The organism is Streptomyces sp. NPDC048434, from assembly GCF_043200375.1.
In the GTDB taxonomy this organism is placed as follows: domain Bacteria; phylum Actinomycetota; class Actinomycetes; order Streptomycetales; family Streptomycetaceae; genus Streptomyces.
The window spans coordinates 67,673-79,333 of record NZ_JBICXQ010000029.1; the positions used below are offsets into that span (position 1 = coordinate 67,673).

The following is an 11,661-nucleotide window of genomic DNA, read 5'->3' on the forward strand; positions in this document are numbered from 1 at the left end:
CTGGTTACTTCTTGACCAAGCCCTTGGACTCCACATAAGCCTGCGCGACATCCGCGGGCTTGAGTCGCTCGGCATCGACCTTGCGGTTCAAGTTGATCAGGTCTTCGGTCGTCAGCGCCCGCGTGAGCTTCCCGAGGGCGGTCTCGATCTCCTTGTCACCGGCGCTCTCGGCATTCACCACCGGCAGCACATTGTCGGCGTTCTGGAGCTTCTTGTCGTCCTTGAGAAGCACCAGCCCGAAGTTGTCGAGCGTGGCGTCCGTGGTCGTGGTGAGCACCAGTTGGTCGGTGCCGTCCTTGACCGCCTGCTTGGCCTGCGGGGTCCCGACGCCCTTGGGGTCCAGCGCCGTGATGTCGATGCCGTATGTCCTCTCCAGGCCCGGCTTGCAGAACACCCGGGTCTCGCACTCCTCACCCGAGGCAAGTTTGATCCTCTGCTTCGACGCGCCGAGGTCGGAGAGGGTCTTCAGGGAGTGCCCGGCGGCGAATTCCTTGGTGACCGCGAACGCGTTCTGGTCCGTCGCCCCGCCCGCCGCCAGCACCTTGAGTCCGCGCGGACCGGCGAGTTTCTTCAGGGCCGTCACCGTCTTGTCGATGTCGCTGGAGGCGACGGGCTTCGCCTTCGTGCCGTTCTTCTTCGTGTTGAGGAATTCGGCGAGGGTGGAGGCGTATTCCGGAACGACATCGATCTGGCCCTTCTCCAGGGCCGGTTCATACAGCTCGCGATTGGCCAGGGTCTGCACCCGCGTGTGGTAACCGGCATCGGCCAGCACCTTGGAATAGATCTCGGCGAGCACCTTCGACTCGGTGAAACCGGCCGAGCCGATGACGATCTCGTCCTTGCCTCCGCCCTTGCCGTTGCCGCCGCCCTTCTCCTCCAGGCTCTTGCCACCGCACGCGGCCAGCCCGGCCGCCAGTGTGATCACTGTGCCCGCGACCACCGCGGTACGCGCCACACGCGACTTGCTGCTCATGGATGCCACCATTCAGTCCGTTCGGATCAGTTCTGGTCGGGTCGAGCCGGTCAGCCGGGCCGGGTGGGACCGGTCAGGTCGATTCGGGTCGGGTCACGTCGGGTCGGGTCAGGTCGGGTCGGGTCAAGTCGTGCCGGGCCGGGCTGCGTGGGTTCGGTGCGGAACGAGTGGGGTCGGATCAGGCCGGGGCGAGGCCTACGGGACCGTTGCCGAGGTCGGTGCCGCCCGGCTCGCCCCCGGCCCGGCGCCCGGGGACGTACCCGACGCCGTGCGCGAGCCCGTCCGCGCCGCGCGCCGCCGCCCCCGCATCGGGTCGAGGAACCGCTCCGCCAGGACGAGAACGCCCTCCACGGTCAGGGCGAGCACGGCCACCAGCAGGGCGCCCGCGACCACCTGCGCGGTGTCGTAGTTGCCGAAGCCCGCGGTGATGATCCGGCCCAGGCCCCCGCCGCCGGCCAGCGCGGCCAGCGTCGCGGTCGCCACCACCTGCACCGTGGCCGAGCGCAGGCCCGTCATGATCAGCGGATAGGCGAGCGGTATCTCGACCCGCAGCAGGAGTTGCGGCCCCGACATGCCCATCCCGCGCGCGGCCTCGATCACGTCGCGGTCCGCCTCCCGCATCCCCAGATAGGCGTTGGTCAGCAGCGGCGGCACCGCGAACAGCACCAGCGCGATGATCGTCGGCCAGTCGCCCTGGGTCCCCAGCGGGCTGAGCGTCAGCAGCACCAGGACCGCGAAGGTCGGTACCGCGCGCCCCACGTTGGAGAGATTGACCGCCAGCGCCCCGCCCTTGCCCAGGTGCCCCAGCCAGAGCGCCACCGGCAGGGCTATCAGGGAGGAAAGGACCAGACACAGCGCGCTGAGCCAGACATGCTCGGCCAGGCGGTGCCACACCCCCTTCTCCCCGGCCCAGTTCGCGGCCGTCGTCAGCCACTGCCAGGCACCGGTGATCGCCCCCATCCTCAGCTCACCGCCTTCGCCACACGGGCCCCGCGCCGCGCACGGGCCTTCGCCCGTGCCTGCGCCCTCGTCCAGGGCGTCAGCAGCCGCTGCAGGCCCATGAGCAGCAGATCGGCGAGCAGGGCCAGCAGCACGCACAGCACCGAGGCCGTCAGCACCTCCGCCTTGAAGAAGCCCTCCATGCCGGCGGCTATGAGATTCCCCAGGCCGCCGTAGCCGACGACGGAGCCGATGGTCGTCATCGCCACCGTCGAGACCGTGGCGATGCGCAGCCCGGCCACCAACGCGGGCAGGGCGAGCGGGAGTTCCACCTCGTACAACAGCCGCGCCGGGCCGTACCCCATCCCCCGGGCGGCCTCCCGCACCTCGGCGGGCACCGCCTGCAGACCGGCGAGGATGTTGCGCACCAGGATCGTCAGCGAATACAGCACCAGGCCCGTCACGACCACGGCCGCCGAGACTCCGAAGACCGGTGTCAGCAGCGCGAACATCGCCAGCGAGGGGACGGTGTAGAGCACCGTCGTCAGCCCCAGGACCGGTCCGGCGGCGCCCCGCCAGCGCCGGGCCACCAGCGCCAGCGGAAAGGCGATCAGCAGGCCGATCGCCACCGATACGGCCGTGATGCCGATGTGCTGGACCGTCGCGTCCACCAATTCCTGGCTGCGGGTGCGCAGATACTCACCGCAGATCCAGTCGTTGCTCTGCAGACAGCCCGGCCCGACGGCACCGCCGCTCATGGCTCGTCACCTCCCCCGCCCCGTTCGCTCACCTATCCGGTAACCGTCTGCGACCCTAAACCCCGCCACTGACAATCGGACCGGTCCCGCAGCTCACCGGACACATCGCCATCCACGCGCAACACCGCGTTCACGACCGCCCGTCCACAATGGGCCCGTCCACAACTGGGGGAGAGCATGATCCGCTTCGAGCACGTCACCAAGAGCTACCCCGACGGCACCACGGCCGTGGACGACCTCACCTTCGAGGTCGCCGAGGGTGAACTCGTCACGCTCGTCGGGCCGTCGGGCTGCGGCAAGACCACGACGATGAAGATGGTCAACCGCCTCATCGAGCCCACCGGCGGCCGCATCCTCCTCGACGGCGCGGACATATCCGCCCTCGACCCCGTCCAGCTGCGGCGCCGTATCGGCTATGTCATCCAGCAGGTCGGGCTGTTCCCCCACAAGACCGTCCTGGACAACACCGCCACCGTCCCGCACCTCCTCGGCCGGCCCCGCAGGCAGGCCAGGGCGCGCGCCGCCGAGCTCCTCGACCTGGTCGGCCTGGACCCGTCGACGTACGGCGACCGCTACCCCGACCAGCTCTCCGGCGGCCAGCGCCAGCGCGTCGGGGTGGCCCGCGCGCTCGCCGCCGACCCGCCCGTACTGCTGATGGACGAGCCGTTCGGCGCGGTGGACCCGGTGGTGCGCGAGCGCCTCCAGAACGAGTTCCTGCGGCTGCAGTCCACGCTGCGCAAGACGGTCCTCTTCGTCACCCACGACATCGAGGAGGCGGTCCGGCTCGGCGACCGCATCGCCGTCTACGGGGCGGGGCGCATCGAGCAGTTCGACACCCCCGCGACGGTGCTGGGCGCCCCCGCGACCCCGTATGCCGCCGAATTCGTCGGCGCGGACCGGGGCCTGAAGCGGCTCTCCGTCACGCCCATCGAGCCCGGCGACCTCGAACGGCCCCCGGTCGTCCGCCTCGACGACCCGGCGGCCCGCGCCGCCGGCCGGCTCGCCGCCGACGGCGCGACCTGGGCGGTCGTCCTGGACGCCGACGGCGCGCTGCACGGCTGGGTCCCGGCCGCGGCCCTCACGGGCGCCGCGGAGGCAGCAGAGGCAGAATCGGGCGGCGGGAAGCTCTCCGAGCGCGCACCGCGGGGCTCCACGGTCCGCGCCCACGCCCGGCGGATGGACGCCCGGCTGCCGCTCGGCGCCCCGCTCAAGCAGGCGCTCAGCACGATGCTGCAGCACGACGCCGGCTGGATCGCGGTCCAGGACGGCGACCGCTACCTGGGCGTCCTCACCCCCGCCCGGCTGCACACCGCGCTGCGCCGCTCCACCACGGCGGACGCCGCGAACGTCCCGCGCGGCGAGGTCTCGCTCGATACCGTCCCGGATCACGGCGGCTGGGCCGCAGGCGTCACGGCCTCGGGCGCCGGTGTCACGGCCCCGGACAGCGGCGTCTGACCGGTAGCGGCCCGGTGCGGCGCAGCGCCGCACAGCGGCTCCAGGGGCCGCGGTCACGGACCGGACCGGACCGGCCTCACACCGTCGCGTCGGCCCCGCCGTTCCCGTTGCCGTCGTCCTCGGGCAGCTTGCACACCCGCTCAAGGAAGATCGCCGCGGCGACCACCGCGGCCCCGGCGACCACCGACAGACCGGCGTAGATCGCCTGGTCCCGGCGCGGTGCGACATCGAGGCCGGTGGTCAGCAAGAAGACGCCGACCCCGCCGTACAGCCCCGCGACCAGCGACGCCACCAGCGCGCTCGCCTGGCCGAAGACCACCGCGCGGGCGGCCACCAGCGGATCGACGCCCTTGGCGCCCGGCCGGCGCTCGCGCTGCGCGCGCAGCCGCCCCCGGAGCGCGAGCGCGGTGGCCCCGAGCACCGCGGCGATCAGTGCCAGCACGATCGGCGCGGCCACCGGCACGCTGGGGAGGGTGCCGAGGGAGTCCCACAGCCGGGCGCCTCCCCAGGCCACCACCCCGGCCGCCAGAAACAGCCCGACCAGCACCTTGATGTGTAGCTGCTTCACCGAGCGATCGCCCCTCGCACCGTCATGACCATCCCTGCCATGGCGACCATTCTTTCCTTTATGGCCGCCTTGTCCGTCCCGTACGGATGCATCCCGCAGGGAATCGACCCGCAACCCTAACGGCTACTCCGGCAGCCGCAGTTCCAGGTCCGAGCGTGGCGCCACACCGTCGCGGCCGACCACCGACAGCAGTGCGGCCACCGCACCGTGCCCCGGAACCTCCGCCTCCGGGTCGATGTCGTGCCACGGCACCAGCACGAACGCCCGCTCATGGGCCCTCGGGTGCGGCAGCGTCAGCCCCGGGTCGTCGGAGAGCACGTCCTGATACGCGACGATGTCGACGTCGATCGTGCGCGGGCCCCACTGCTCGTCGCGGACCCGCTCGAAGGCCTCCTCGATCGCATGCCCGCGCTCCAGGAGGGAGGACGGCGGCAGCGTCGTCTTGATCAGCACCACGGCGTTGAAGTACGCCGGCTGGGAACCGGGGGCCACGCCCCACGGCTCGGTCTCGTAGACCGGGGAGACCGCCTTGACCCGCAGACCAGGGGTGTCCTCCAGCGCGTCGACGGCGCCCTGCAGTGTCTCCAGGCGGTTGCCGAGGTTGCTGCCGAGCGAGATCACGGCGCGTTTGGGGTTGGAGAGCGTCACATCCGCGGCGTCCACCTGCTCCACGACGGAGGCGGGCACCGGCTGTACGGTCGGGTCACCGGGCTGGGGGCGCCGCACGGCGGCTCCATCAGTGCTGGTGGTCGGCTGACGGGCGGAATTCATACTCGGCTCCGAGTGATGGTGATGGTCACGTCATCGAAGGGGACGGTGATGGGCGCGTCCGGCTTGTGCACCACCACCTCCACCTCCTGCACACCCTCGTGCTTGAGGCACTGGCCGGCGATGCGCTCCGCCAGGGTCTCGATGAGGTCGACGGGCTCGCCCTGGACGACGGCCACCACCTCCTCGGCCACAACGCCGTAGTGCACGGTCTTCGCGAGATCGTCGGAGGCCGCTGCGGGGCGGGTGTCCAGACCGAGCACCAGGTCGACGATGAAGGTCTGGCCTTCCTCGCGCTCCCGGGGAAACACCCCGTGGTGGCCTCGGGCCTTCAGCCCACGCAGCGCGACACGATCCACGCGAATCACTCCCACTGGTCCACGGCACCTCTGGCGCCACTGTTCGTCGGATACCGGGCAGCCGCCGGAGCGATCCGGCAACACTGCCCCGCCGTCGAATCTACCTTCGAGGAACGACAGTCCTCGCCTACGGGGGCTATGGACAAGACCCAGTCCTACTGCTAGATGGCGCCCTTCGGGACAACATCTGGCAAACCGGGAGGATCGTCCGCGCGGCCTTTTACCCCCCTCCCCATGCCCCACCCCTACCCGTGCCGCACTTGGCTCGAACGGGTGCGCCCTCGCCCGGATGGCTGACCCCCACCGCTGACGACGGCACAGGCATCCCCCCGACGCAAGGGCGGGCGGCATGGCAAGGCTCACACCCCGCCCGAGCGCCCGGGGATCGTCTCCCCCCGGGCGCGCCGTCCCCTGAGGGAAGGCTCAGAGCGCGTCCTCGTCGCCGTCGCCGGCTCCCCCTGCCTCGTCGTCCTCGTCCTCGTCGTCGCGGTCCGCCAGCACCGGCGACCCGTGGTGCGACCACACCCGCCAGCCGTCCTCCGTGCGCCGGAAGACATTGGTCGCCACCACCAGCTGGCCGATCAGCGGCCCCACCGAGCCGTCGTCCTCGGCGGGCCCGCCGCTGAGGATGTTCTCGGTGCAGGTCACCAGCGCGGTGTCACCGACGACATCGATCTCCACATCCGTGAGGAAGAACTGGATGTACTCGGTGTTCGCCATGATCAGGGCGTACGAGCGGAGCACCTCGCCGCGCCCGCGCAGCACCGGCCACCCGGGGTGGACCACACTCACCTGACCGTCCAGCCACAGCTCGGACAGCGCCTCGTGATCGCCGCGCTCGATGGTCTCGTACAGGGTGGTGTTCGCCTGCTCGACCAGCTCGATGTCCGTCCGTGGGCCCAAGCCGCTCACACTGTTCCCGTCGTGTTCGCCGTCGTGTCGCTCATCTCATCCGCACCGGCCGTGTCGCCGCTGCCGGCCGCCGCGTCCTCCACGGCACGGGCCACCCGTACCGCATCCGCGCTCGCCCTGACCTCGTGCACCCGCACCGCCCAGGCCCCCTCTCGCGCCACGATCGCCGACACCGCCGCCGTCGCGGCATCGCGCTCCCGGGCAGGCGGTGGGGCGGCTGCCTCGTCGCCCGCCAGCACCCTGCCCAGGAACCGTTTCCTCGATGCGGCCACCAGCAACGGACGGCCCAGCGCCCGCAGCCGGGCCAGCCGGGCGACCAGCGCGAGATCGTGGTCCGCGTTCTTGGCGAAGCCCAGGCCGGGGTCGATGACGATCCGCTCCGGATCGATCCCGCCCGCCATCGCGCGCTCGACGCTCCGTCCGAGTTCGTCGACGACCTCCGCGACCACGTCCCCGTAGACGGCGCGGTTGTTCATGTCGATGGACTGGCCACGCCAGTGCATCACCACGAACGGGACGTGGTGCGCGGCCACCACGGGCACCATGGCCGGATCGGCGGCGCCCCCGCTGACATCGTTGACCAGGCGCGCCCCGGCCTCCACCGCCCGCTCGGCGACCGAGGCCCGCATGGTGTCGACGGAGACCACGACACCGGCCGCGGCAAGCTCCCGTACGACGGGGACGACCCGGCGCAGCTCCTCGGCCTCGTCCACCCGCGCCGCGCCCGGCCGGGTCGACTCGCCGCCCACGTCCACCATGTCGGCGCCCTGCGCCACCAGGTCGAGACCGTGTTTGACGGCAAGTTCGGTGTCGAACCAGTCGCCGCCGTCGGAGAACGAATCGGGCGTCACATTGACGACGCCCATCACCGCGCAGCGTTCCCAGTCCGGCAGTCCGGCCACCCGGCCACGCAAGGTACTCATGTCACCAGCGTAGGCCGTGTGCCGACCGGCCGGATTGCGGCCGTCGGCTGCGGGGACCGAGCGGGCGCCGGCGCGTTCCCGGACGATGCGGAACGACTCCCTCCGGCGGCCCGGCCCGGCGGCCGGTCAGGCCGCCCGCTCGACCGTGCCCGCCGCCCTGACCGGCTCCGGCGTATGCACGCACGGCCGCGGCTCGGCGGACTTCCGCCGCCGCAGTGCGCGCGGCAGGCTCAGCTCCAGATAGCCCTCGGCCTGCAGCGCCGCCAGGCCGATACGGGGGATGTCACGGCTGTTGCGGAAGACCACGAACCGGGGCTCCCAACGCGGCCGGAACTTGTCGTTGAACTTGTACAGCGACTCGATCTGGTACCAGCGGGACAGGAAGATCAGCAGCCCGCGCCAGATCCGGATGACCGGCCCCGCGCCGAGCTTCTCGCCGCGCTCCAGAGAGGAGCGGAAGACCGCGAAGTTCAGCGACACCTGCTTGATCTTGAGGTCCGGGGCGGCCTGCAGTGCGGCGACGATCAGCAGCTCGTTCATGCCGGGGTCGGCGCTGCGGTCACGGCGCATCAGCTCCAGGGAGATACCGCTGTCGCCCCACGGCACGAAGTGCTGCATCGCCTTGAGATCCCCGTACGGACCGGACTCCTCGCCCTCGCCCACCGGCAGATGAGCCGTGGCGATCACCGCGTCGCCGTCGGCCACCGCATCGATCCGGCCCAGCGCCATGGAGAAACCGCGCTCGGTGTCGGTGTCCCGCCAGGCGTTCGCGGCCTTCTGGATCTGCGTCAGTTCGGCCGGCTCCAGGTCGCGCACCCGCCGCACCCGGGTCTCGTAGCCGTTGCGCTCGATGCGCTTGACCATCTGCCGTACGTTGCGCATGGCGCGGCCGGTGAGGGTGAAGTCGGCCACGTCCACGATCGCCTCGTCGCCGAGCTCCAGCGCGTCCATACCGGTCTCCCGGGTCCACACCTGGCCGCCGGTCTCGCTGCAGCCGGTGACCGCCGGGGTCCAGGAGTGCGCCTTGGCCTCCTCCATGAAGCGCTCGATGGCGCCCGGCCAGGCCTCGACATCGCCTATCGGGTCGCCGCTGGCGAGCATGACACCGGAGATCACCCGGTAGCAGACCGCGGCCTTGCCGGTCGGCGAGAAGACCGCGCCCTTGTCGCGGCGCAGCGCGAAGTAGCCGAGCGAGTCGCGGGCGCCGTGCCGGGCGAGCAGCTCACGCAGCTGCTGCTCGTCGTCGTCGGTCAGCCGGGCCGCCGGGTGCTCGGGGCGGAAGGCGAGATACGCGGTGGTGGCGACCGTCAGCAGACCGAGCGCGCCGAGCGAGTAGCCGACGGTGTAGTCCACCTGCTGGGTGTAGGCGATCGGGCCCTCGAAGCCGAACAGGCCCCACAGGACGTGCCGGACGCGGTCCCAGACGGAGGGCGAGCCGACGATCTTGTTGGGGTGGGAGCTGACGATGACCATGCCGATGGCGAAGGAGGCACCGCCGAGGACGATGAGGTTGGCCACCGCCTTCCAGCGGCTGCGCGGGTCGGGCAGCGCCGCGAACTCCCTGCGGTGCCACACCAGGAACGCCAGGAGGGCCAGCGAGAGCACCGCGCCGAACACGGAGTGGCGGTACACCAGCTGAGCGGCGATCCCCACCGGGAGCAGCGCCACGGCCGCTCCCCAGGCCCGCCGCTTACGCCGCTTGAGCCCGTGGGCCAAAAGGAGCAGCAGGATGCCCACGACGATGGACGCGGCGGCCGCCAACGGGCTCACCGCGCCCGGCAGCACCTCGGCGAGGGCATGCATCCGGCTGTGCCGGAACCGCGGGAACACCCCGGCGGCCAGGTTCAGCAGGCCGACGACCACGCCGGCCGTGCCGACGCACGTCGGCACCGCTTCGGGCCGCGGGCCACGGAGCCAGCGTGGCGTTCGCCACGCAACCTTCTCCGACTTTTCGCCATCTAGCCTGTCAGACATCACTTTCCCGTCGCCCCGGTCGAGAGAACGTGCGAGCCTTGTCGCAGCATCTGGACTTTTTGCGCCCTGTATGACGGCGTTTCAGGGCTCGGGGTTCCATTAGCGGTACGGATGGCCCGGCCGCCCGGAAGAAAGCACCACATGGGTCTCACCAGTAAGAAAGTGCTGCTTCTTGCCGTCCTCGTCGCGGTGGCACTGTTCATCCTCACCGTTTGGCTCTGGCCCCGCCTCTCCAAGGCGAACTGGCGTGCCGTCCTCGGCCGTGTCGGACTCCTGGTGGCGACCCAGCTCTGCCTCTTCGCCGTGATCGGCCTGTACGCCAACAACTCCTTCGGCTTCTACGCGTCCTGGGCCGACCTCTTCGGCCAGGAGCAGGAGCCGGGCGTGGTCACCAACTATCAGACGGGGCCGAACGGCACCAAGCTGCAGATGCTGGGTACCGAGCGGGTCAGCGTCCAGCACGGCTCGCGCCCGGCGGCCGGCGGCCGGATCGACAAGGTGGTGATCCGCGGCGAACACTCCCAGATCGCCAGCCCCGCCTTTGTCTATCTGCCGCCGCAGTACTTCCAGAAGAAATACGCGGACAAGAAATTCCCGGTGGCTCTGGTGCTCACCGGGTACCCGGGCACCGCCCAGGCGCTCTACAAGAAGCTGCATTTCCCGCAGACCGAGCACGAGCTGCTCAAGCGGCACAAGATGCAGCCGACCGTCCTGGTGATGATGCGTCCGACGGTCGCGCCGCCCCGCGACACCGAGTGCGTGGACATACCGAACGGCCCGCAGACCGAGACCTTCTTCACCAAGGACCTGCGCGCGGATATCTCCGAGCACTACCGAATAGGGCGCGAGGCCAGGAACTGGGGTGTCATCGGAGACTCCACCGGCGGCTACTGCGCGCTGAAGATGGCTATGCGCCACCCCGACGCGTACTCCAGCGCCGTCGCCCTCTCCGGCGCCTACAAGACCCCCCTCGACGCCACCACCGGTGACCTCTTCGGCGGCAACTCACAGCTGCAGCGCGAGAACAATCTGCTGTGGCGTCAGCGGCACCTGCCCGCCCCCGAGGTGAACCTGCTGGTCACCAGCAGCAAGCAGGGCGAGGGGAATTACCACCAGACGCTGCGGTTCATCCAGCAGACGAAGTCGCCGAGCCGGATCTCGTCGATCATCCTCGACAGCGGCGGCCACAACTTCAACACCTGGCGCCGGGAGATCCCGGCCGCCCTGGAGTGGCTGGGCAACCACCTCAAGGCCTGACGGGCCGGCAGCCGTCCCGTTGCGGCCCCGCCCGCGGCCGGGCCCCTCAGCAGCGTCTGGGGGCCCGGCCGTCGGTGTTCCGGGCCGTGCGCCTCAGCGGGCCAGTATCAGGCTCATCGCCTCGGCACGGGTGGCGGCGTCGCGCAGCTGGCCGCGCACGGCCGACGTCGTCGTCTTGGCACCCGGCTTGCGCACCCCGCGCATCGTCATGCACATGTGTTCGCACTCGATGACGACGATCACGCCGCGCGGCTCCAGGATCTCCATCAGCGAGTCCGCGATCTGCGTGGTCAGCCGCTCCTGGACCTGCGGACGCCGGGCGTAGACATCGACCAGCCGGGCCAGCTTGGACAGGCCGGTGATCTTGCCGTCGGCGGACGGGATGTAGCCGACGTGCGCCACACCGACGAAGGGCACGAGGTGGTGCTCGCAGCTGGAGACCAGCTCGATGTCCTTGACCAGCACCATTTCGTCATGACCGAGGTCGAAGGTGGTCGTCAGCACGTCCTCGGGCTTCTGGTACAGCCCGGCGAAGATCTCCTTGTACGCGCGGGCCACCCGTGCCGGCGTCTCCAGCAGCCCCTCGCGGTCCGGGTCCTCGCCCACCGCGATGAGCAGCTCGCGTACGGCGTTCTCGGCGCGCTTCTCGTCGAATATGCCGATCTTGCCGTCGACGTTGAGCGTCACAGGGTCGGTCATGTGGTGCCTCGTTCCTTCTGCGCCCGCTCGAATTCGCGGAGGAATCGCGAAATGCCGCGCCCCCCAGGCTAAACCT

General features: G+C 70.7%; 12 protein-coding genes. 2 read left to right on the forward strand and 10 right to left on the reverse strand.

Annotated features, from left to right (window positions below; genetic code table 11):
- Positions 1-4: 4 nt before the first annotated feature.
- The 3 genes from ACGFWI_RS30010 to ACGFWI_RS30020 form a co-directional block, all read right to left on the reverse strand.
- Complete coding sequence (locus ACGFWI_RS30010; protein ID WP_393909184.1) at positions 5-973, reverse strand: ABC transporter substrate-binding protein; 969 nt, start codon at positions 971-973, stop codon at positions 5-7.
- A 195-nt stretch (positions 974-1,168) separates the two neighbouring features.
- Positions 1,169-1,933 carry an ABC transporter permease gene (locus ACGFWI_RS30015; RefSeq protein ID WP_393909185.1) on the reverse strand — a complete coding sequence of 255 codons (765 nt, stop codon included), beginning with the start codon at positions 1,931-1,933 and terminating at the stop codon, positions 1,169-1,171.
- 2 nt (positions 1,934-1,935) lie between these two features.
- Entirely contained in the window at positions 1,936-2,670 is a 735-nt protein-coding gene (locus tag ACGFWI_RS30020; protein WP_393909186.1) for an ABC transporter permease, read from the reverse strand.
- A 177-nt stretch (positions 2,671-2,847) separates the two neighbouring features.
- Between ACGFWI_RS30020 and ACGFWI_RS30025 the strand changes: the two genes are divergently transcribed.
- Entirely contained in the window at positions 2,848-4,125 is a 1,278-nt protein-coding gene (locus ACGFWI_RS30025; RefSeq protein ID WP_393909187.1) for an ABC transporter ATP-binding protein, read from the forward strand.
- A gap of 76 nt (positions 4,126-4,201) precedes the next feature.
- On the opposite strand, the gene ACGFWI_RS30030 is transcribed toward ACGFWI_RS30025, so the two are convergent.
- From ACGFWI_RS30030 to ACGFWI_RS30055, 6 genes are all read right to left on the reverse strand, one after another.
- A complete protein-coding gene (locus ACGFWI_RS30030) occupies positions 4,202-4,693 on the reverse strand; it encodes a DUF3180 domain-containing protein (protein WP_393909188.1) in 492 nt (163 codons plus the stop codon).
- 123 nt (positions 4,694-4,816) lie between these two features.
- Complete coding sequence (folK, locus tag ACGFWI_RS30035; RefSeq protein WP_393909189.1) at positions 4,817-5,464, reverse strand: 2-amino-4-hydroxy-6-hydroxymethyldihydropteridine diphosphokinase; 648 nt, start codon at positions 5,462-5,464, stop codon at positions 4,817-4,819.
- Positions 5,461-5,820: a dihydroneopterin aldolase gene (gene folB / locus ACGFWI_RS30040; RefSeq protein ID WP_030077148.1), complete on the reverse strand. Its 360-nt coding sequence runs from the start codon at positions 5,818-5,820 to the stop codon at positions 5,461-5,463. Before folB ends, folK begins: the two co-directional genes overlap by 4 nt.
- A gap of 423 nt (positions 5,821-6,243) precedes the next feature.
- A complete protein-coding gene (locus ACGFWI_RS30045) occupies positions 6,244-6,723 on the reverse strand; it encodes a nuclear transport factor 2 family protein (RefSeq protein WP_393909190.1) in 480 nt (159 codons plus the stop codon).
- Between the two features lie 5 nt (positions 6,724-6,728).
- Positions 6,729-7,655, reverse strand: a complete 927-nt coding sequence (gene folP, locus ACGFWI_RS30050; protein ID WP_393909191.1) for a dihydropteroate synthase — start codon at positions 7,653-7,655, stop codon at positions 6,729-6,731.
- 126 nt (positions 7,656-7,781) lie between these two features.
- Positions 7,782-9,629 carry a phosphatidylglycerol lysyltransferase domain-containing protein gene (locus tag ACGFWI_RS30055; protein WP_393909192.1) on the reverse strand — a complete coding sequence of 616 codons (1,848 nt, stop codon included), beginning with the start codon at positions 9,627-9,629 and terminating at the stop codon, positions 7,782-7,784.
- Between the two features lie 141 nt (positions 9,630-9,770).
- Here ACGFWI_RS30055 and ACGFWI_RS30060 point away from each other — a divergent pair, with 141 nt between their 5' ends.
- Entirely contained in the window at positions 9,771-10,886 is a 1,116-nt protein-coding gene (locus ACGFWI_RS30060) for an alpha/beta hydrolase (RefSeq protein WP_393909193.1), read from the forward strand.
- A 93-nt stretch (positions 10,887-10,979) separates the two neighbouring features.
- Here ACGFWI_RS30060 and folE read toward each other — a convergent pair whose 3' ends face one another.
- Entirely contained in the window at positions 10,980-11,585 is a 606-nt protein-coding gene (gene folE / locus ACGFWI_RS30065; RefSeq protein ID WP_393909194.1) for a GTP cyclohydrolase I FolE, read from the reverse strand.
- Positions 11,586-11,661 lie beyond the last annotated feature (76 nt).

What these genes read in the sequence shown, in the direction of transcription:
- ACGFWI_RS30010 (WP_393909184.1), bottom strand. Translation starts at nt 973, where the DNA reads ATGAGCAGCAAGTCGCGTGTGGCGCGTACCGCGGTGGTCGCGGGCACA.
- ACGFWI_RS30015 (WP_393909185.1), bottom strand. Translation starts at nt 1,933, where the DNA reads ATGGGGGCGATCACCGGTGCCTGGCAGTGGCTGACGACGGCCGCGAAC.
- ACGFWI_RS30020 (WP_393909186.1), bottom strand. Translation starts at nt 2,670, where the DNA reads ATGAGCGGCGGTGCCGTCGGGCCGGGCTGTCTGCAGAGCAACGACTGG.
- ACGFWI_RS30025 (WP_393909187.1), top strand. Translation starts at nt 2,848, where the DNA reads ATGATCCGCTTCGAGCACGTCACCAAGAGCTACCCCGACGGCACCACG.
- folK (WP_393909189.1), bottom strand. Translation starts at nt 5,464, where the DNA reads ATGAATTCCGCCCGTCAGCCGACCACCAGCACTGATGGAGCCGCCGTG.
- folP (WP_393909191.1), bottom strand. Translation starts at nt 7,655, where the DNA reads ATGAGTACCTTGCGTGGCCGGGTGGCCGGACTGCCGGACTGGGAACGC.
- ACGFWI_RS30055 (WP_393909192.1), bottom strand. Translation starts at nt 9,629, where the DNA reads ATGTCTGACAGGCTAGATGGCGAAAAGTCGGAGAAGGTTGCGTGGCGA.
- ACGFWI_RS30060 (WP_393909193.1), top strand. Translation starts at nt 9,771, where the DNA reads ATGGGTCTCACCAGTAAGAAAGTGCTGCTTCTTGCCGTCCTCGTCGCG.
- folE (WP_393909194.1), bottom strand. Translation starts at nt 11,585, where the DNA reads ATGACCGACCCTGTGACGCTCAACGTCGACGGCAAGATCGGCATATTC.